This is a genomic window from Chromohalobacter sarecensis (assembly GCF_023061135.1).
Classification (GTDB): domain Bacteria; phylum Pseudomonadota; class Gammaproteobacteria; order Pseudomonadales; family Halomonadaceae; genus Chromohalobacter; species Chromohalobacter sarecensis.
Genome location: NZ_JAKGAN010000007.1, coordinates 126304 through 146411 on the forward strand (window position 1 = coordinate 126304; position 20108 = coordinate 146411).

Consider the following 20108-nt stretch of genomic DNA (forward strand, 5'->3'; position numbering starts at 1 on the left):
CATAATATATATTATGCGAACTTGAGGCATGACCAACACGACTACGATCCACAGCGCCTGTCACTGCCTCTTAATGCTATCAATGTTGATGTTGAACGACATCCTCGGCAGTTTTACCTCAACTCACGCACAAAAGAAAACGCTGCCTCATCCGGCAGCGTTTTCGCAGTCGTACTCGACGCTAGCGCTTATTCGTCGAGCGGCGCGTAGGATCCGTCTTCACGATGCACTTCACGCCCGGTCAAGGCGGGATTGAATGTGCATACCACGGTCATGCCTTTTTCCTTGCCACGCAGCAAGTGCTCATCGTGTTGATCGAGCAGATACATATCGCCGGCTTTGATGGGATGAATCTTGCCATCGGCCAGCGTCTCGACTTCACCTTCACCTTCGTAGCAAAACACGGCTTCAAAGTGATGCTTATAGTGAATGTGAGTCTCGGTGCCCGGATGAATGCGGGTAATGTTGAACGAGAAACCGACGTTGTCGTCGGCCAGCACCAAGCGCGTGCTATCCCAGTTGCCGTTGTCGGCTTCGACGAAGCGCTCGGTCTTGCGACACTCTTCCAGGTTACGAACGATCATGTAGCGCAATCCTCTATGGGCTCAATAAAGGGCCCGCGATCTCGCGGGCCGCATTCAATGTCCACTGTAACGCATGTGACGATAACAACTTTAGTGGACTAACGAATAATACGCTCAGGCTTGACCGAAGACTTCCTTGACGCTGCGTTCAAGGATATCCAGACCTTCATTGAGGTCTTCGTCGGAGATGGTCAGCGGGCACAGGCATTTGACGACTTGGCCGGAGTGACCCGACGTCTCGATGATCAAACCGTTCTTGAAGGCCTGGGCGGTAATCTTGTCGGCCATATCGCCGTCGACGACATCCAGACCACGCATCAGGCCACGACCACGTTCGCTGGCGTCATGCCCTTGCTCGGTCATGAAGGTGGCGATTTTCTGGAAGCGCTCTTCAACGATACCGCCTTTGCGCTGCACATCACGCTCGAAGGTATCGTCGCTCCAGAAGTGACGCATGGCGGCGGCGGCGGTCACGAGCGCAAGGCTGAACCCACGGAACGTGCCGTTGTATTGGCCGGGTTTCCAGATATCCAGCTCCGGGCGCATCAGCACGTGAGCGAACGGCAGTCCGTAGCCTGATAGCGATTTGGAGTTGGTGACGATGTCCGGCGTGATATCAGCATGCTCGAAGCTGAAGAACTTACCGGTACGACCGCAGCCGGCCTGGATGTCATCGATGATCAGCAGGATGTCGTGAGCGCGGCAGATTTTCTCGAGGCGTTGTAGCCACGGAATGCTGGCCGGATTGATACCGCCCTCGCCCTGCACCGTTTCGACGATCACGGCGGCGGGAATATCGAGACCGCTGGAGTTGTCGCCCAGCAGCTTTTCGAAATAGCCCAGGGTGTCGGTGCCTTCGCCCATGTAGCCATCGAAGGGCATGAAGCTTCCACCCTGCATCGGGATGCCGCCGGTGGCTTCACGGAATTTGCGGTTACCGGTGGTGGCCAGCGCCCCCATAGTGACGCCATGGAAACCGTTGGTGAAGGCGACGATGTTATGACGCCCTTTGGCGTTGCGGGCGATGCGAATCGCGGCTTCCACGGCATTGGTGCCCGTCGGCCCCGGTAGTTGAACCTTGTAGTTCAGCCCACGCGGCTTGAGGATCACCTCTTCGAGGGTTTCCAGATATTCGCGCTTGGCCTTGCTCCACATGTCGAGGCCATGAACGATGCCGTCGGAGGCGATGTAATCCACCAGCGCCTGCTTGATGTGGGGATTATTGTGACCATAATTCAGCGTGCCGGCGCCCGCGAGAAAGTCGATGTACTGCTTACCGTCTTCAGAGTGCAGACGGGCACCCTTGGCTTCGGTGAAAACGGTGGGAAACGAACGCGAATAGGTCCGAACTTCAGACTCCATACGTTCGAGAATCTCAGTCTGCATAGATTGCCTCTTTAAGCGGGTCAAATTCGTTGCGGCTCGAACGGGCCGATTCGGACGAGATTTTCCGGATCGTGCTCGCCACCCAGCTGCCCCGTGGAAAAATACTCACGGCTGTTCAGCGGTGCCTGCCAACGGTCGGCAAGGCGCTTGAACAGCCCCCACGATGCCTCATTATCGGGTGTGATGGTAGTTTCGAGATGGTGGACACCGCTCATCCCCGAACGCATCAACACGGCTTCGACGAGACGCCGTGCCAAGCCCGTCCCGCGGGCCTTCTCACCCACGGCCACTTGCCACAGGAAATAGGTATCCGGGGCATTGCGTTTTACGTAACCGGAAACGAAACCGACGATCTCCCCTTCTTCGTCCGTGGCTACGGCACAGGTATCGCGAAACTGCGTCGCGAGCAATAGATAGGCGTATCCCGAGTTGACATCCAAGGGAGGGCACGCCTTGACGAGCTCGTAGATCCCCCACCCATCGTCGGTCGTGGGCTTGCGGATGAAAAGAGTCTTCTGTGCACTGCCAATCACGGTGTCGGCGACGCTCGGACGCGCTAGATCGGCGGAAGGCGTGAAGTTCTCGGTCGTGGGTGTCATATCCATTTTTCGCTAATGGCGAATGTGTTCGCAATAATAACAGCGGCTTATGCATTGATCAAATAAGACATTATCGTCATGCCGCATTCACATAAACACACATTATAGTCGAATGCGCGTATATAGTATGCGCCGCTATCTTGGGTTTATGTAACCACGACTGCTCTTAGTCTAGTCAATCATGAAGCGTATGCATTCATTGCGCGGCGAGAGATTTTTGTCGGGTAACAACGCAAACGGGCCACCGAGGTGGCCCGTTTACTATCCGAGACTGCATCATATCGCTAGCGACGTGACAAGGAGCGCATCGTGACAAACTCCTCGGCACTGGTGGGGTGAATGCCCACCGTGGCGTCAAAGTCGGTCTTGGTCAGTCGCGCGCGTACGGCGATGGCGATCCCTTGGATGAGTTCGCCGGCATCGTCGCCCACCATGTGGGCGCCGACCACACGGTCAGTCACGTCGTCGACGACCAGCTTCATCAGGCAACGTTCCTGACTGCCCGAGAGCGTGTGCTTCATGGGCCGGAAGTCGGTGCGATAGATGCGTACCCCACCCTCGCACTGTTCGCGAGCTTCTTCTTCGCTGAGGCCAACGGTACCGATATTGGGATGACAGAACACCGCCGTGGCGATGTCCTGGTAATCCAGCGGGCGCGGCGTGGCATCCCCGTAATGGTGCTGGACGAGGTGCATGGCCTCGGCGAGCGCCACAGGGGTGAGCTCGGGGCCGCCGGTTACGTCGCCCAAGGCGAGGATCGACGGCTCGGAGGTCTGATAACGCTCGTCGACCTTCACGGTGCCATTGGGATTGAGCGCGATGTCCAGCTCGTCGAGTCCCAGGCCGGCGAGATTCGGGCGGCGTCCGGTGGCCGCCAGCACGACATCCACTTCCAACGTTTCGCCGTTGGTCAGACTGACGCGATAGGCATCGCCGACCGGCTCGATACGCTCGATAGTGGTTTCGAAGTGCAGGTTGACGCCCTTCTTCTGCATCTCGTCACGGGTGAACTCACGCACTTCACGATCGAAGCCGCGCAGGAACAGCTCGCCGCGATAGACCAAGTGCGCGTCGCTGCCGAGCCCATTGAAGATGCTGGCGAACTCAACCGCGATATAACCGCCGCCAAGCACCAGGAAACGCTCAGGAAAGGTCTCCAGATCGAAGACGCGGTTGGAGTCCACGGCGTGTTCCGCACCCTCGATATCGGGCACCCAGGGCCAGCCGCCGGTCGCTACCAGAATCTTCTCGGCGGAGACCGTCTCGCCGTTGATCTCAATGCTGTGCGGACCGGTGATGCGGGCGCGACCATTGATCAACGTGACGTCGGCACCTTCGAGCAAACGCCCATAGATACCGTTGAGACGCTTGATCTCTTCGATCTTGTTGTCGCGCAACGTCGCCCAGTCAAAGCGTGGTGCCTCGGGCAGCGTCCAACCGAAGCCAGCGCTATCTTCAAAGGCATCATGGAAATGTGCCGCATAGGAATACAGCTTCTTGGGGACACACCCGACATTCACACAGGTGCCACCCAGATAGCGGTCCTCGGCGATGGCGACGTGCGCGCCTGTGGCGGCTGCCGTGCGTGCGGCGCGTACGCCACCGGAGCCCGCGCCGATGACAAATAGGTCGTAGTCGTACTGAGCCACGTCATTCTCCTGACTTTTCGATGGCGCAGATGATAACAGTCCGGGGAACGCTCAGGGAGGGGCCTGATTGACGCTTGCTGGCTCAGGGGGTAAAAGTTGCTGGGATACCCCCTGCATGAAGAGATTTACATGAGCGATATCAAGAAGCTGTTGGAACAGAACCGCCAATGGGCCGCTGGCGTACGCGAGCATGACCCGGACTTCTTCGAGCGCTTGTCGCATCAGCAGAATCCCGATTATCTGTGGATCGGGTGCTCGGACAGTCGCGTGCCCGCGAATCAGATCATCGACTTGCCGCCGGGCGAGGTGTTCGTGCATCGCAACGTGGCCAATCTGCTGTATCACAATGACATGAATGCGCTGTCGGTGGTGCAGTTCGCGGTCGATGTACTGCAGGTCGAACACATCATGGTGGTTGGTCACTATGGCTGCGGTGGCGTGCGGGCCGCGATCGCCGACGGCGATAACGGCATGATCGATTACTGGCTGCACAGCGTGCGCGAATTGTACAGCGTCAACCGTGAGGCGCTGGAACCGTTGTCGTTCGACGAAAAGGTCGATCGCATGTGTGAACTCAACGTGCGCGCGCAAGTGGCCAACCTGTGTCGTACCAAGGTCGTGCAGCGGGCCTGGCAGCGGGGGCAAAAGCTATCGGTGCATGGTTGGGTCTACGGCCTGGCCGATGGCTGCGTGACCGATCTCGAGTGTACGGTATCGCAACTCGACGAAGCTTCGCACATTCATCGCTTCGACCGCGTCGAGCGCTGATAACGGCCACGCGCTGGAAGTTGCCAGCACAGGGTTATTCATCTGACGAATGGCGACCATCAAGATTTCGATTGTCGTCTTCCTACAAAGCTCTTTATGTTGAAGCTGACGATTCTCGTCGCATAACAATACACAATAGGGCTTCAACATGATCGATAAGAAGACTCTCCTGGCTTCGTTGCTCGGCGCTTCCGTCGTGCTTCCACTGCCTGCGCTGGCGCAAGACTCGTCCAGCGATAGCGATCCCGTGACATTACGCATGGCCTACGATGCCGACCCGGTGTCGTTGGATATCCATGAACAACTTTCCGGTGGCATTCTTCAGCTTTCGCATCTGACGCACGATCCCCTCGTGCGCTGGACGAAAGACGTTAATTTCGAGCCACGTCTGGCGACGGAGTGGGAGCGCATCGACGACAAGACGATGCGCTTCACGCTGCGCGATGGCGTCAAATTCCATACCGGCAACGACTTCACGGCCAAGGATGTGGTCTGGACCATCAACCGCCTGAAGCACAGCGGCGACTTCAAGGCGATCTTCGACCCCATCGCCTCGGCGACCGCCATCGACGAGCATACCGTCGAGATCAAGACGCATAAGCCCTATCCGCTCGTTCTCAACCTCGCGACCTATATCTTCCCCATGGATAGCGAGTACTACTCCGGCGAGACGGAAGACGGCGATCCCAAGGATGAAATCGTCAAGAATGGCGATTCCTTCGCATCGCGGCACTCGTCGGGCACTGGCCCTTACGAGGTCGTGTCGCGTCAACAAGGCGTCAAGGTCGAGTTCGAGCGCTTCGATGATTACTGGGACAAAGACTCCCCGGGCAATGTCGACCGTCTCGTGCTGACACCGATCGGCGAGAACGCCACCCGTGTCTCGGCGCTGCTTTCGGGCGATGTCGATTTTATCGCCCCCGTGCCGCCCAATGACCTGGAACGTGTCAAAGCCGACAAGAATGTCGAGCTGACCACCATGTCAGGAACGCGCATCATCCTGATGCAGCTCAACCAGAAGCGTGTGGAAGCATTCGAGGACCCGCGTGTCCGCCAGGCCTTCAACTACGCGGTCAATCAGCAAGCTATCGCCGACCGTCTGATGAAAGGCTTTGCGACCCCCGCGGCGCAACTCTCGCCCAAGGGTTACGACGGGTACAACGATAGCCTGGAACCACGCTACGACGTCGAGAAAGCCAAGGAGTTGATGAAGGAAGCCGGCTACGAAGATGGCTTCTCGGTCACCATGATGGCGCCCAACAATCGCTATGTGAACGATGCCAAGATTTCCCAAGCGGTGGCCACGATGTTGTCGCGCATCAATGTCGACGTAGACCTCAAGACCTTGCCCAAGGCGCAGTACTGGGGGGAATTCGACGATCGCGCCGCCGATATCATGATGATCGGTTGGCATGCCGATACCGAAGACTCCGCCAACTTGTATCAGTACCTCACCGAGTGCCCGGACCCCGAGACAGGGGCTGGCCAGTACAACGCGGCCAACTACTGCAACCCGGAAATCGACGAGAAAGTCGCGCAGGCGAATGTCGAGACCGATCGTGACAAGCGCGCAGAGATGCTGCAGGCGGTCGAGAAGGCGCTGTATGACGACGCCGCCTTCATGCCGTTGCACTGGCAGGATCTTGCTTGGGCGGCGAAGAAAAACGTCAAGCTCGAGCCCGTGGTCAACGTCATGAACTTCCCGTATCTCGGGGATCTCGTGGTCGAGCAGTAAGGGCGCGACCATGCAATGCCGCCATCGGGCGGCATTGCCCTACTCCCATCCACGCTGTTTCTCCGGCCCGGCCCACTCTGGGCATGGGTCGGAGATGCCCGTTTAACAGGACGCGCCACCCATGATCGCTTTTCTGATCAAGCGACTGATGCATGCCTTCGTGGTCATGTTCGTCATCAGCGTTATCAGTTTCGCCATACAGAGCAATCTGGGCGATCCCATCCAGCAAATGGTGGGACAGTCCGTGCCGGAGAGCCAGCGGGCCGAACTGCGAGAAGAGCTGGGGCTCAACGACTCCTTCCTCGTGCAGTACGGACGCTTCGCGGCCAACGCCCTGCAAGGTGATTTCGGTTACTCGTACTTTTTCAACGAGCCGACGACAGAGGTTATTCAGCGCCATTTACCGGCGACACTGGAACTGGTGATTGCTGCGACACTGATCATCGTGGTGTTCTCGGTGCCCATCGGGGTCTACTGTGCGATACGTCCGCGATCGGCCCTGTCACGCTTTTTCATGAGCGTGTCCATCATCGGTATTTCGATCCCCGTCTTCCTGACGGCCATCATGTTGATTCAACTCTTCGCGATCGGCGTCGACTTCTCACCGTTTCCGGTGGAGACGGGATGGGGACAGTGGCTCAACGGTGTGCTGTCCACCGAAGGCGGAATGCCGTCATACGGGCGCGGCAACAACTTGACGCATCTCTTCGGCACCTGGGATAGCAACTTCTTCTCCCTCGATGGCCTGACGTACCTGGTGTTGCCCGCCGTTTCGCTGGCGTCGATCATGCTGCCGCTGTTCATTCGCCTGATACGTGCCGAAATGCTCGAGGTCCTGCAGTCGGAATACGTCAAGTTCGCCACGGCCAAAGGGATTTCGCTCAAGCGCATCTACTTCGTGCATGCGCTTAAGAACACCATGTTGCCGGTCATTACCGTCGGCGGCGTTCAACTCGGCACCATGGTGGCCTACACCATCCTGACCGAGACCGTCTTCCAGTGGCCAGGCATGGGACTCATGTTCCTCGAAGCCATCCAGCGCTCGGATATTCCGCTCATCGTCACCTACCTGATGATTGTCGGCCTGATCTTCGTGGTCACCAATACGTTGGTCGATCTGATCTACGGGCTGGTCAATCCGACCGTGAAACTGACAGGGAAGCCGGCATGACGACAACGACTGCAATAACGCCTTCCCGCTGGAAGCGTTTCCGTAATTCTTACCTGGTCTACAGCTTCAAGCGTGACTGGATCGCGCAATTCTGTCTGGCCATTTTCCTGTGCATCCTTTTGGGAGCGGTGTGCGCGCCCTGGCTCGCGCCGATGAACCCCTACGATCTCACCCAGATCAATATTCTCAACTCCGAGCTTCCTCCCATATGGGTCGACGGGGCTGATGCTCTTTTCCCCCTGGGCACCGATGCCCAGGGACGTGATCTGCTTTCGACGATTCTCTATGGCGCCCGCGTCTCGCTGATCATCGGCTTCGGGGCGGTGATGCTCCAGGCGCTGATCGGGGTGACCGTGGGACTAATGGCCGGTTACCGGGGCGGTCGTATCGATGCGTTTCTGATGCGCCTGGCGGACATTCAGCTATCGTTCTCGACGCTGATGGTCGCCATTATCGTCGGCGCCTTGATCAAGGCAGTTTTCGGCGGCGCCGTGTATAGCGACTACGCCGTCTGGCTGCTGGTGTTGATCATCGGGCTTGCCGAATGGCCGCAATACGCCCGTACGGTGCGCGCTTCGGTACTCGCCGAGCGTTCCAAGGAATACGTGGATGCCGCCCGTGTCATGGGGTATCGCGACCGGCGCATCATGTTCCGCCACATCCTGCCCAACACGCTCTCGCCGATTTTCGTCATCTCGACCGTGCAGATCGCCAATGCCATCATTTCTGAGGCCGCCCTCTCCTTTCTAGGCCTGGGTATGCCGGAAACCCAGCCTTCTCTGGGCTCATTGATCAAGTCCGGCTTTGATTATCTGCAGTCCGGATCCTGGTGGATCACGTTGATCCCCGGCGCGGTCCTCGTGGTGCTGGTACTGGTGGTCAACTTGCTTGGCGACTGGCTGCGCGACGTCATGAATCCTCGGCTCTACAAGGGGTAACGCACATGGCTTTACTCGAAGTTTCCAATCTCGATGTGCGCTTCGCCCTGCGCCAAGGCGAGGTGCGCGCCTTGCGCGACGTCAGCTTCACGCTGGATCGTGGCGAGCGCCTGGGCATTGTCGGCGAATCCGGCGCGGGCAAATCGGTGGCCGCATTCACGCTACTCAATCTCATCGCCAAGCCGGGATATATCGCCGGTGGCAGCATTCGCTTCGAGGGTAACGACCTGGCGCGAATGTCGGCACGCGATCTGCGTCGTGTGCGCGGCAACCGGATCTCGATGATCTTTCAGGATCCGATGATGACGCTCAATCCCGTGCTTTCCATCGGCGAGCAGATGGTCGAGAGCCTGAAGGCGCATCGACGTATCTCGACACGCGAAGCGCGCGCCATTGCCCTGCACAAGCTCAAGCAGGTGTATATCCCCTCGCCGGAAACACGTCTGCATCAATATCCTCACGAGCTTTCCGGGGGCATGCGCCAGCGCATCATCATTGCGATCGCACTCCTGTTGGACCCGGATATCATCGTCGCCGACGAGCCCACCACGGCGTTGGATGTCACGATTCAAGCCGAGATCATGACCTTGCTGCGCGAGCTGTGCGAGAAGCACAACGTGGGGCTGGTGTTGATCACCCACGACTTGGGGGTGGTCAGCCAGATGACGCAGCGCACGCTGGTCATGTACGCCGGACGCGTCATCGAGCAGGGACCGACGCGTGAAATCATCAACGATGCCCAGCATCCTTACACGCAGGGCTTGCTCAATGCCCTGCCGCAGATGACCACGCCAGGCAGCCGGCTCAATCAAATTCCCGGCTCGATGCCCGCATTATCCAATACGCCGAGTGGCTGCGCTTTCCATCCGCGTTGCCAATACCGTTACGACGCTTCGGGACAACCGCGCCGCGATTGCCTCGAAGAGGTCCCCGAGTTCGTTACCTCGGGAAATTGCGACGTCGCATGCCACATGGTGCGTGACATGCTCGCCAAGGAGGCCTCATGAACGCCGTTGCCGCCCAGACCTCGCCCGCGACCGCGTCACCGACCCACGCGGAGGCCGAATCCTTGCTGGAGATTCGCGGACTGTACAAACATTTCCCGTTGGCCGACGGGTTTCTCGAACAGTTGCACTTCGAAAAAGGTCGCCTGGTGCGGCGCAATGAGCAGGTGCATGCCATCAATGGTGTCGACCTCAGCGTTCACCGTGGTGAGGCCTTGTGCGTGGTCGGCGAGTCCGGTTGCGGCAAGTCGACCATAGCGCGGCTGGTCATGGGGCTGCTGTCGCCCAGCGCGGGGGACATTAGTTATGACGGTCAGCGCATCGATAACATGCGTGGCAAGCAGCTACTCCCCTATCGCCAGCGCATGCAGATGATCTTTCAGAACCCGTATGCCTCGCTTAATCCGCGCATGACGATTCAACAGACGCTGGAAGAGCCCCTGCGCTTTCATCACCCGAACTGGACGACACCGCAGGTCCAGGACAAAGTGGCCGACGTGATGGCGTCGGTAGGCATCGATCCGGAATGGGGCAAGCGTTTCGGCCACGAATTTTCCGGTGGTCAGCGCCAGCGGATCGCAATTGCCCGAGCGCTGGCCGTCGATCCCGAGTTCATCGTCGCTGACGAGCCGATCTCGGCGCTCGATGTGTCGATTCAGGCACAGGTGCTCAACCTGCTGATGGACGCGCAGGCCGAGCGTCACCTGACGTATCTCTTCATCACCCATGATCTGGCGGTCGTCGAGCATTTCGGCACGCGTGTGGCGGTCATGTATCTGGGCACGGTGTGTGAGCTGGCCGATACACGCTCGCTATTCGCGAAGCCCAAGCATCCCTATACGCAAGCGTTGCTCTCGGCGATTCCCCGTCTTGAAGACGACCGTCCCGAGCACGTGCGTCTTTCCGGCGAGGTGCCTACACCGGTCCATCTTCCTTCGGGCTGCGTCTTTCATGGCCGGTGTCCGCACGCCATGGAGCGCTGTCGCCAGGAAGTACCCCAGCTCATCGTCACTGACGATGGCAATCAGGTGGCGTGTCATGCGGTCGAGGAAGGCCGTATCTAAGCGTATTGTGGAGCAACAAACTTGCGGCACCCGTTCACCTGCGCGTGACGGGGCGCTGCCATGCGACGCCGCACGCCTCGGCTGGCGTGCGGCGTCAACGATGATGGATGGCGTCTGATAATGGAAATCCGCTGGCTCGAAGACTTCATCGTGCTGGCCAGGGAACGCCATTTTTCCCGGGCCGCCGATGCCCAGAACGTGACCCAACCGACCTTCTCGCGGCGTATCAAGCTGCTGGAGGAGGAAATGGGGACCACCTTGATCAACCGCCAAACGCTGCCGCTGAGCCTGACGCCCGCCGGCGAGGAGTTTCTAGCGCTTTGCGAGCAGATTACCGAGCGCGTGCGATTGACGCGCGACCGTCTACAGTCGATTGCCGCTGACGAGGCCAGGCGCATCCTGCTGGCCGCGCCGCAGAGTCTGGTGTCGAATTTCCTGCCCGGTTGGTTCGATCAGCATGCCCTGACACCGGCGATATCGCCCTACTTGCGCGCCACGAGCTGGCTGATCGGCGATTACCTGCATGGACTGGAACGCGGCGAATGCGATTTGGCATTGTTGTACTGGCCGCGCGGACGCATCGCTTTCGATCTTGAAATGAGCGAGCTTGAATACCTGAATCTTGGCGAAGAACGACTCGTTCCGGTGAGTGCCCCCGATACCGAGGGGCGTCCGCGTTTCACATTGCCGGGAACGCGCCGCCAGCCCCAACCGCTGATCGCTTTTCATCCACGCGGTTTGATGGCAGCTGCGCTCGAGTCGCACCTCGGCCGCCAGCCGGATGCCGTCTATCTGAACACGCTCAATGAAAGTGTACAGGCCACCAATATTCGTGAGTTGGTGATAGAAGGTTATGGGCTGGGCTGGCTGCCGCAACGCAGCGTAAACACGCCAATGGCCAATGGCGAATTGGTGCGCGCTGGTGATGAGCGCTGGGATGTCCCGCTGGATCTGCGTTTGTACGTGCGCAAGGATTCACGTCACCCCGGTGTGCCAAGTTTATGGCAACAACTCGAGGCAACGTACGCCAAGGCCTGAGATACTTGCCGAGCAAGCTCAACGTGTTAGGCGCTGTCCGAAAAGCGCCTAAGCTACAGATAGATTCGCCAGAGCCACGCCGATGTCACGTACGCTGTTTTCCGCCGATTTTTGTGCGCCACGAGGACTGGGTAATCGCCACGTGCAAACCCTGTTGCCCCGCTTTCGCCGTCTGCCCCCGCTGGCGCGCGAAACGGAAATCATTAACCTACCCGATGGCGATTTCGTCGAGCTGGCCTGGGCCCAGCCGGCTCCCACACGAGCGGACGCACCGGTATTCGTGCTGTTTCATGGTTTGGAAGGCTCGTTCGACTCCCCGTATGCACGCGAATTGATGCGCGCGGCGAGTGAGATGGGCTGGCGGGCGGTACTGATGCATTTTCGTGGCTGTGGACAGGCGCCTAACAGGCTTGCCCGGGTCTATCATTCGGGCGATACGGCAGATGCCTATTGGGTCATCGGGCAGCTGGCGCTGCGTTATCCACGCGCCATCAAGGTGGCAGCCGGTGTCTCGTTGGGCGGCAACATGCTTCTCAAGCTAGTCGCCGAGCAAGGCGGCGACGGTCTCGACCTGGCCGGGGCTATCGCCATCAGTGCGCCACTCGATCTGGCGGCCAGCGCCGATGCGCTCAATCGTGGCTTTGCCCGTGTCTATCAGCGTCATTTGCTCAGTGCTCTCAAGCGCAAGATCACCACCAAGATGGCGGCTGGCCCTCTGCCGATCACGCTCAATGCACGACAGCTCGCGGGCTTGGAGACATTTTGGGCGTACGACAACGCGGTAACGGCGCCTTTGCACGGCTTTCAATCGGCCAGTGATTATTACCGGCGCGCTTCCGCCGGCCGCCTGCTGGGCGACATAGAACTGCCGACCCTGATCCTGCACGCCGCAGACGATCCTTTCATGCCCGCCGACCTATTCTCGCGGTTGCCGGCCCCGAGCGATGCCGTGCGCCTGGAAATCGCCCGCCAAGGCGGGCATGTCGGTTTCGTCGAGTCACGTCAGGGGCGACTGAACTCCTGGTTGGCGCGGCGTGTCGCATGGCAGTTGGAACGCTGGGCCGCGCATTTGACTCCCCACCGCTCGTTGGCGGCAGGGCCCAACGGGTGATGCGCGTTGACTGTTAGAAGAGGTCTGGCGCTTTATGTCACCGGGCAGGCCACTCCGGTGCCCTTGAGGCCGCAATATCCCGCCGGGTTCTTGGCCAGATATTGCTGGTGATACTCTTCCGCATAGTAAAAGGCCTCGAGCGGAGCAACTTCCGTCGTAACGTGGCCACGGTCTTGCTGGCGCAGGGCCTGGTCGTATTCTTGCCAGCTCTTGTCGACCAGTGGGCGCTGTAGCTCATCCGTGGTGTAGATGACGCTCCGGTACTGGCTGCCGATGTCATTGCCTTGGCGCATGCCCTGCGTCGGATCATGCGCTTCCCAGAAAGCACGCAACAATTCCGGCAGGCCGATTTCAGTGGGGTCGAACACCACGTAGACCACCTCGGCATGGCCGGTGTGTCCGCTGCAGGTTTCCTCGTAGGTCGGATTGGGCGTATAACCACCGGCGTAGCCTGCCGCCGTCACATAGACGCCCGGCATCTCCCAGAACAGACGTTCGGCACCCCAGAAACAACCAAGTCCCAGCACGATTTCTTCATGCCCCTCGGGAAACGGCGACAACATCGAACGGCCGTTGACATAATGAGTGCCGCTGATACGTATGGGTGTATCACGCCCCTCGAGTGCCGTTTCTGGCGTGGGAAGCTCGAGCGATTCTTGTGGCCACATAAGGAAAATCTCGCATGACGATGAGTAAAAAAGCGTCCGATACCTGCCCCTGTGGGCAGTCACGGCGCTTCGATGAATGCTGCGCGCCAATCCATGAGGATCCGCGCCGCGCGAGGACACCTGAGGCGCTGATGCGAGCACGCTATAGCGCCTTCGCGCGCGATGCGTACGACGCGTTGATCGCTACCTGGGATCCCGCCACATGCCCCACTCGCGGCTCACTGGCCACGAACACAGCACGCTGGCTGAAGCTGATCGTCCATGACAGCACCCAACAAGGCGAGAAAGGCACGGTGACGTTCAGTGCCGATTTCATCGACGCCGATGGCTTTCAGCGTCTTACCGAAACCAGTCGCTTTCGGTTCGTCACTCATGCCGACCAGTGGTTCTATATCGACGGCGACGCCCAGTGGCGTCGCCTCGACATCGGTCGTAATGCCGCGTGTCCCTGCGGCAGTGGCCTCAAGGCGAAGCGCTGCTGCGCCCGAGGTTAAAGGTATAAATCAAGTCGAGAGCTTGAGCCGCGCCGGATACCGCTTCCAGATACAGGTTTTGGATCAGTCGATAACGCAGTGTCAGCTCGGCGATGGGGGAGAAAATGCCAACGCCGTAGCCAACTTTCAAGTCATCGAAGACATAACCACTGACGACAACCTGACTATCCTCGCCCGAGCCCGAGGTGTCGAGGCTTAAATCGTCGACACCGAATGCCTGGCCAAGCTGGCCCACGGCACGCCCGCTCTGCGACAGCGAGAGTCCAATCAGCGCCGAGGTCAGTGCCCCATCGCCACCACCGTCGCCCGGTGCGCGGCCTCTGAGCAGATAGGAAAGGGCCCGACTTTCCGACATCGCGGGTTCCGAGAAGATGCTCAACTGTGGATTTTCCGCACGGCCCGTGACGCGTAGACCTGCGGTGACGTCGTCCTCGATGGTGTCGGGATTGCGAATCGCCTCGAACTGCAGACGCGGCTGTGACGCCGGCCCGCTGAACAGAATCTGCCCCTGGCGAATGATTAGGTCCTGTCCGAACGCGGTATAACTGCCATCGACCAGGTTGACATTGCCAAATAACTGCACAGGGCCGCTACCCTGGCGTACTTCGAGCTGGCCTTCCAACTGCGACTCGAGGCCATAGGCTTCCAGGCTCATGTCCGGGCCGAGATGCAGCATGACGCTGATATCCAGTGCCATGCCGGCGTCGGAGAGTGCTTGTGCCGTGGCTTCGCCCTGTTCGCCCGACGCCTCGGCTTCTTGCTGGGCCGCATCCTCCTCACGCGTGATGATGACCTCGTCGCTGCTGGGTGCGACGGCGGAGGGCGGGATCTTGCCCACCTCCAGGCGCGCCCAGGGGACATCAACATCGCCACGTACACGCAAGCGGTCCGGATTGGCGTCGACGCGCAGGTCCGGGGCGACGCGCAAACGCCCGAAGTCCGGCAAGCTGACCTCTAACGGATCTTCCTGGCCCTCGATACCCAGACGTGCCTGCCAGGCTGCGGGATCCTGCCAGTCGGCTTCGCCATCCAGGTTGAGCTGCCCTTTCTCTCCGGCCACAAACCCTTCGATATCGGCGCGTTGTCCGGCGAAGTCGATACCCAGCCGCGCATCGCGTATCGCGACGGGAATGGCCGCGCCACGTGCTTTTACGCCTTCGGCGGTCAGCTCACCATTGAGGTCGGGCTGACGCAACGTCCCGGCGAAGGTGACATCGCCGGCGAGTGACCCTTCGAGGTTGGATAAACCCTCGACGAGCGCACGATACGGCGCGAAGGCGACGTCATCGACCTGCAGGCGCCCTTCCAGGGCGGCTTCGCCCAACGGATCGTCGATGCCCAACGACAACGCCAGTTGCCCGGTGTCGCCTTGATCGAGTGTCAGACGTGTATCGGCGCGAGATGGCGTGGCATCGAACGTCGCCGCGAGGCGGCTGTCCGGCAGTTCCCACGGGTTGCCACGAGCATCTTCGCCGGTGACATCCAGTTGGCTATCGATCTGCCCTTCGGCATGCCACTGCTGGCCTGCCTGTTGCCAGCTTAGATTGGCCTCGCCCTGGGTCTCGCCATCCACGTGCCAGCCCGAGGGCAGTTTATCGGCAAGCAGGTCCATGGGAACGTCGCGCAAGGCCAGTGACGCGTCGCCGGCATCGGCGGAGAGTCGCGCCTGGTCGACGAGACAGGCTGCGCCTCCCTGTTGGCGCACAAGACAGAACGGCGAGAGTGTCACGCGTTGGGCGGCGACATCGGCATCAAAGTCCAGGGCGTCATCGAGCGCGATATCGCCGTACTCGGTCGCCAGTTCGAGCGGGGCCAGCGACCCGCGATAGCGCTGAGTGTCGGCGTCGTACTGGCCGTCAAGCGTGAGACTCGCTTGTGAAAGCGGTAGGCCGCTTCCCAGTTGAGCATCGAGCTCTAGCGTGTGCTGAGATAAACGCCCAGCCAGCGCGAGGCTCAGGGCGTCGACATGTTGGCCGCCGGCCTCGAGTCCTTCGATAGACACGTCGGCCTTCACACGCGGGTCGTCGATTCCTTCGCTATGCGCCTTCAGCGACAGGGATTCGAGTTGTTGCGTCTGGTAGCGTAGCGCCTCACCGGTCATGTCGAGGTCGAGACGCGGCGACTCGAGGGAGCCCTGAGCGTCGAGGTCGCCCTGCAAGGCGCCACCGAGCCCGGGCCAAAGCGTGGCCAGCTGCGGTGCCTCGATGCGGCTGCGCAGGTTCAGACGTTGCCCGATGTTGCCTTCGGCGGTGATGCGGTTATCGCCCTGACGCAGGTCGAGCTGGTCGATCGCCCATTGCATCTGGCTATTGCCGCTGAACTTGGCGTTCAAGCGCAGGGCTCTGTCTTGCAAGGTGCCATCGATGGCCAACTGCGGTATGCGTAGCCGCCAGCCCTGAGGCTGCATGTCGAAGCCGACGCGCGCCTCGCCGTTGAGCGTCCCGTCGACGGCCTCGGTGAAGGCGCCTACGGGCAGCTTGTCGAGCTGAAGCTCGCTTTCCACTGAGAGTGCCGAGGCCCAGTCCACCTGACCGCGGCCGGTCAGGGTTCCGCCTTCGGCCTCGAGTGTGAGCGGTGCCCAGGCGAAGTGAGACGTATCGCCACGGCCCTCGAGCGTCAATCGACTCTTGGGGAGACCATCACCACGTGCCGCCAAATCGAGTGCGACCCGATAATCTTCCAGGGAGCCATCGGCGTCGAGATGCAGCGTGTCGAGCCGATAAGCCGCCTTGCCAGCGCCCACGCGCTGTGACGCCGACAGCGCGGCGGTGTCCAGACGGCTCTGCGCAGCGAGCTCAGGCGCGGTGAGCGCGCCCGCCAGCGGCCAGGTGATATCGTTGGCCTCAAGCGACAGATCGAATGGCAAGGTCGGTGCCAGCGCATCGACCTGTCCCTTCAGCGTGGCCGTGACGGGACCATTGGCGTCGAGGTCGAGCGCCAGATCGGCCAGAGAGCCATCCAGCGTCAACGTCGCTCGCTGACCGGCCAACGGAGCACGTGCGATATGCGTTTCCAAACTGCCGTGGAGGGGATAATCGCCGCTCAAAGTAGCCTGCAAGGCAAGTTCCGCTTCACCGTCATCGCTGCGCACGTGCAGCCGATGAATCGCAACGTCGCTGCCTTCGGTGGACAGCGACAGCGTGGCCCGCGCTAGATGGTAGGACGTTGCGCCACGCAACTGGAAGTCGTCGATCACCAGGCTCGGGGCGCGGATGTCGAGCGGCAAGTCGATCTCGGGTAATTCAAGGCGGTGTGCGGAATCGGTATCGGATGTCTGACTATCAGCCGCAGGCACTTCTTTGGTCTCAGATGACTTATCGGTCGCGGATTCCTCGGCAGCATGACTCTCGACTGCCTGTGAAGCGGCATCGATAGTTGCTGCAGGCATCGCCGGCGATGCCATTCCTTGGGTCAGGCGCTGTCCCTCGCTCATCGGCAGGTAGAGTTGAGTTCCCTCCAAGCGTGTGGGCAGTAATGTAAGGTCGTTGCCGGAGACGCGCGCCCCGCTGGTGAAGTCATCCCATTGCAGTTGCGTGCCATCGGCCAGATCGACGCGTACGTCCTCGAGCCCGAGGGCGCGTATCTCGATGGGGAACGGGAACCACAGCGCGGGCATCCCACCGCCGGAGGAGGCGTCGGCCTGGGCGTCATCGCTGGACTCGCCAGGTGACAAGGCAATGTGCGCGCCCTTGACTTGCAGTCCCTGGAGACAGAGTTTGCCGTCCAGCAGACAATCGTCGGCCCAGCTTAGATGCAAGCGCTCGACATCGAGGGTGAGAGTGCCGATATCGAGGTGCAGGCCGCGTAACGTCAGCGTGTCCAGCGGCGCGCCTTCCACCTCCTCGACCTCGTACCAGCCGCGTGACTGACCTTGGTCGGCCAGCCACGCGGTTCCCCAGGGCGACAACGCCCCCCCGAGCAACAACAACACCAGTCCCAAGAGCCACAGTGGTATGTAAATCAGTGCACGGATCAGAATTCCGGTCCGATGGCGAAATGCAGACGCCACGCGTCCTCCTCATTATCGAAAGGATGGGCGATATCGAAACGTACGGGGCCCACGGGGGAAATCCATCGCACACCGATACCCGCACCGGTCTTGAGTTCCTCGGGCCACCATTCATCGAAGGCATTGCCGGTATCGATGAACGTTGCTCCCCACCAGTTTCCGGTGACCCGGCGCTGGTACTCGGCGCTGGCGGTCAACATGTGCTGGCCACCGAGCAGTTCGCCGTCGTCGTTCTCCGGCGACAGACTCTCGTAGCTGTAGCCGCGCACGCTTTGATCGCCCCCGGCGAAGAAGCGTAGCGAAGGAGGAATCTTGTCGAAGGTGTCGGTGGCCATGGCACCCCCGCCGATGCGGCCGACGAAGCGGTTGTCCTGTCCCAGTGTACGAATCCATTGCGAATCGAACGTGGTGCGCAAGAAGCGCGCGTCCGACCCCCACTTGGGATCGGAGACCTCCAACGCCAGCCGTTGTCGATCACCCCACATGGGGAAATTGGGCTGCCGCGTGCGGGTACGGGTCCAACTGATGCCAGGATAAAGCAGCAGGACTTGTTCGTCCTGATCCGCCTGGGTGAAATCCTCGTATGTGGTACGAAAATAGAGTTCCTGCACCCAGTCGTTGTCGAACTCCCAGCGTCGCGCCAGCTCGACCGAACTCTCCATGCTTTGCGTGTCTTCGTTATCGAGCTTGCGCAGACCATAGCCGAGGCGGTAGCTATCGCGTAGCGGGTCCGCCAGCGGCATCAGATACTCACCGTCGAAGCGTTGCTCGGGACCCGAGAGATACAAGGCATTCGACAGGCTGTGGCCGCGATCATTAAGCCACGGCATATCCCAACTGAATTGAACGCGTGGCCCCACATCGGTGGCGTAGCCGATCCCGGTTTCGAACTGGTGGCGGTCGGCGGGAATCACATCGACGTCGACAGGCACGTCGGTACGCTGCTGGCCATGGAGTTGGCGCACGGCGGCAAGCCCTGGACCACTCGTCAAAGGAGGTCTACGCCCGGTGGCCTCTTGCCACCATCGCCCATTATTCGCGCCACCTCCGCCACTATCGAGACGTGGGCGCACGGCAATGCCGCGAAACCAGTCGGTTTCTCCCAGACGCTGGTTGTACTCGGCCAGTTGCCCGGCCAGATAAGGATCGCCGTCCTCAAACGGCAGCATGCGGCGCAGGCGGTCTTCTTCGATCTGGCTCCCCGAGAAACGGATGTTGCCGAAATGGTACCGTGGCCCGCTGTTCATCCTCAGGAAAATACGCGCACTGGCTTCCCAGGGACGGACCTCCATTCGACGTTGGGTAAAGCCGGCATCGAAATAGCCGCGTTCGAGCGCCAATGTGGAAAAGCGGCTTTTGGCACTTTCGTAACGGTCATGACGTAGTGCATCGCCTTCCTTGAGAGCGACTTGATCGAGCGCGTTCTGGAAGGCGCGATCCTTGTCAGCCTCGCCGTCGATACCCACGTCGAGCTGGGTGATATGTGTCTGTGGGCCGGGGTCGATGGTAACGACGGCATCGGCATCGAACGTTCCCTTGGGGTACGCCGTTTCGATCTGGGGCGAGTAATAACCGAAGGCACGCAGTGCCCGCTGGGTGCGATCGCGGACTTCGCTATCCAGACGTTCCTCGCTGATGTTCTGGGTATCGACCGGGCGCAGGAAGGTGACAACATTCTCGGCAGCGGGGCCTTCGAGCCCCTCAACGGACGCATCCAGCGCATAGGCGCCGGACGTGACGATACTCAATGCCGCTCCCCACAGGAGGCGCCTTGTCATGGAGTGGGGCATCGGCATCAGCCTCCCCGATGCTGCTGATCGACAACGTTCACCCGTGGCGAGGCGATAATCCTCGCGCGTTGATCTCGGCTGATTTCCAATGACTCAATCC

16 protein-coding genes are annotated in these 20108 nt (G+C 60.2%); 9 read left to right on the forward strand and 7 right to left on the reverse strand.

The annotated features are described in order from the left end of the window. Positions 1 to 188: 188 nt before the first annotated feature. The 4 genes from L1071_RS12460 to gorA form a co-directional block, all read right to left on the reverse strand. Positions 189 to 584 carry an ectoine synthase gene (locus L1071_RS12460; protein WP_246898202.1) on the reverse strand — a complete coding sequence of 132 codons (396 nt, stop codon included), beginning with the start codon at positions 582 to 584 and terminating at the stop codon, positions 189 to 191. A gap of 114 nt (positions 585 to 698) precedes the next feature. Continuing rightward, entirely contained in the window at positions 699 to 1970 is a 1272-nt protein-coding gene (gene ectB, locus L1071_RS12465) for a diaminobutyrate--2-oxoglutarate transaminase (RefSeq protein WP_246975332.1), read from the reverse strand. 20 nt (positions 1971 to 1990) lie between these two features. Beyond that, complete coding sequence (ectA, locus tag L1071_RS12470; protein ID WP_246975333.1) at positions 1991 to 2569, reverse strand: diaminobutyrate acetyltransferase; 579 nt, start codon at positions 2567 to 2569, stop codon at positions 1991 to 1993. A 284-nt stretch (positions 2570 to 2853) separates the two neighbouring features. Next, entirely contained in the window at positions 2854 to 4218 is a 1365-nt protein-coding gene (gene gorA, locus L1071_RS12475; RefSeq protein WP_246975335.1) for a glutathione-disulfide reductase, read from the reverse strand. 129 nt (positions 4219 to 4347) lie between these two features. Here gorA and can point away from each other — a divergent pair, with 129 nt between their 5' ends. The 8 genes from can to L1071_RS12515 all read left to right on the forward strand — a co-directional run bounded on the left by can (position 4348) and on the right by L1071_RS12515 (position 13047). Then, the gene (can, locus tag L1071_RS12480; RefSeq protein ID WP_246975337.1) at positions 4348 to 4986 is read left to right on the forward strand and encodes a carbonate dehydratase; all 639 of its coding nucleotides are present in this window, start codon (positions 4348 to 4350) and stop codon (positions 4984 to 4986) included. A gap of 148 nt (positions 4987 to 5134) precedes the next feature. After that, positions 5135 to 6721: an ABC transporter substrate-binding protein gene (locus L1071_RS12485; protein WP_246975339.1), complete on the forward strand. Its 1587-nt coding sequence runs from the start codon at positions 5135 to 5137 to the stop codon at positions 6719 to 6721. Between the two features lie 121 nt (positions 6722 to 6842). After that, entirely contained in the window at positions 6843 to 7892 is a 1050-nt protein-coding gene (locus L1071_RS12490; RefSeq protein WP_246898214.1) for an ABC transporter permease, read from the forward strand. Then, the gene (locus tag L1071_RS12495; RefSeq protein ID WP_246975341.1) at positions 7889 to 8830 is read left to right on the forward strand and encodes an ABC transporter permease; all 942 of its coding nucleotides are present in this window, start codon (positions 7889 to 7891) and stop codon (positions 8828 to 8830) included. Before L1071_RS12490 ends, L1071_RS12495 begins: the two co-directional genes overlap by 4 nt. Before the next feature lie 5 nt (positions 8831 to 8835). Continuing rightward, complete coding sequence (locus L1071_RS12500) at positions 8836 to 9837, forward strand: ABC transporter ATP-binding protein (RefSeq protein ID WP_246975343.1); 1002 nt, start codon at positions 8836 to 8838, stop codon at positions 9835 to 9837. Further along, complete coding sequence (locus L1071_RS12505; RefSeq protein ID WP_246975345.1) at positions 9834 to 10898, forward strand: ABC transporter ATP-binding protein; 1065 nt, start codon at positions 9834 to 9836, stop codon at positions 10896 to 10898. Before L1071_RS12500 ends, L1071_RS12505 begins: the two co-directional genes overlap by 4 nt. 120 nt (positions 10899 to 11018) lie before the next feature. Next, a complete protein-coding gene (locus tag L1071_RS12510; protein ID WP_246975426.1) occupies positions 11019 to 11936 on the forward strand; it encodes a LysR family transcriptional regulator in 918 nt (305 codons plus the stop codon). A gap of 82 nt (positions 11937 to 12018) precedes the next feature. Then, positions 12019 to 13047, forward strand: coding sequence for a hydrolase (locus tag L1071_RS12515; RefSeq protein WP_246975347.1), 1029 nt, complete (start codon positions 12019 to 12021; stop codon positions 13045 to 13047). A gap of 32 nt (positions 13048 to 13079) precedes the next feature. Here L1071_RS12515 and msrA read toward each other — a convergent pair whose 3' ends face one another. Next, complete coding sequence (gene msrA / locus L1071_RS12520) at positions 13080 to 13715, reverse strand: peptide-methionine (S)-S-oxide reductase MsrA (protein WP_246975349.1); 636 nt, start codon at positions 13713 to 13715, stop codon at positions 13080 to 13082. 14 nt (positions 13716 to 13729) lie between these two features. Between msrA and L1071_RS12525 the strand changes: the two genes are divergently transcribed. Next, on the forward strand, positions 13730 to 14209 hold the full coding sequence (locus L1071_RS12525) for a YchJ family protein (RefSeq protein WP_246975351.1): 480 nt from the start codon (positions 13730 to 13732) through the stop codon (positions 14207 to 14209). Here the strand turns inward: L1071_RS12525 and tamB are convergent. Further along, a complete protein-coding gene (gene tamB, locus L1071_RS12530; RefSeq protein ID WP_246975353.1) occupies positions 14178 to 18218 on the reverse strand; it encodes an autotransporter assembly complex protein TamB in 4041 nt (1346 codons plus the stop codon). The genes L1071_RS12525 and tamB overlap by 32 nt on opposite strands. Further along, positions 18182 to 20008 (reverse strand): autotransporter assembly complex protein TamA, encoded by a 1827-nt coding sequence (tamA, locus tag L1071_RS12535; RefSeq protein WP_378109641.1) that lies wholly within the window; start codon positions 20006 to 20008, stop codon positions 18182 to 18184. The genes tamB and tamA overlap by 37 nt, the downstream gene beginning before the upstream one ends. Positions 20009 to 20108: the final 100 nt, after the last annotated feature.

Coding starts and splice junctions, on each gene's coding strand:
- ectA (WP_246975333.1), bottom strand. CDS start 2,569: ATGACACCCACGACCGAGAACTTCACGCCTTCCGCCGATCTAGCGCGT.
- L1071_RS12510 (WP_246975426.1), top strand. CDS start 11,019: ATGGAAATCCGCTGGCTCGAAGACTTCATCGTGCTGGCCAGGGAACGC.
- L1071_RS12525 (WP_246975351.1), top strand. CDS start 13,730: ATGACGATGAGTAAAAAAGCGTCCGATACCTGCCCCTGTGGGCAGTCA.
- L1071_RS12485 (WP_246975339.1), top strand. CDS start 5,135: ATGATCGATAAGAAGACTCTCCTGGCTTCGTTGCTCGGCGCTTCCGTC.
- ectB (WP_246975332.1), bottom strand. CDS start 1,970: ATGCAGACTGAGATTCTCGAACGTATGGAGTCTGAAGTTCGGACCTAT.
- msrA (WP_246975349.1), bottom strand. CDS start 13,715: ATGTGGCCACAAGAATCGCTCGAGCTTCCCACGCCAGAAACGGCACTC.
- L1071_RS12500 (WP_246975343.1), top strand. CDS start 8,836: ATGGCTTTACTCGAAGTTTCCAATCTCGATGTGCGCTTCGCCCTGCGC.
- L1071_RS12515 (WP_246975347.1), top strand. CDS start 12,019: ATGTCACGTACGCTGTTTTCCGCCGATTTTTGTGCGCCACGAGGACTG.
- can (WP_246975337.1), top strand. CDS start 4,348: ATGAGCGATATCAAGAAGCTGTTGGAACAGAACCGCCAATGGGCCGCT.
- L1071_RS12460 (WP_246898202.1), bottom strand. CDS start 584: ATGATCGTTCGTAACCTGGAAGAGTGTCGCAAGACCGAGCGCTTCGTC.
- L1071_RS12490 (WP_246898214.1), top strand. CDS start 6,843: ATGATCGCTTTTCTGATCAAGCGACTGATGCATGCCTTCGTGGTCATG.
- tamA (WP_378109641.1), bottom strand. CDS start 20,008: ATGCCCCACTCCATGACAAGGCGCCTCCTGTGGGGAGCGGCATTGAGT.
- L1071_RS12505 (WP_246975345.1), top strand. CDS start 9,834: ATGAACGCCGTTGCCGCCCAGACCTCGCCCGCGACCGCGTCACCGACC.
- L1071_RS12495 (WP_246975341.1), top strand. CDS start 7,889: ATGACGACAACGACTGCAATAACGCCTTCCCGCTGGAAGCGTTTCCGT.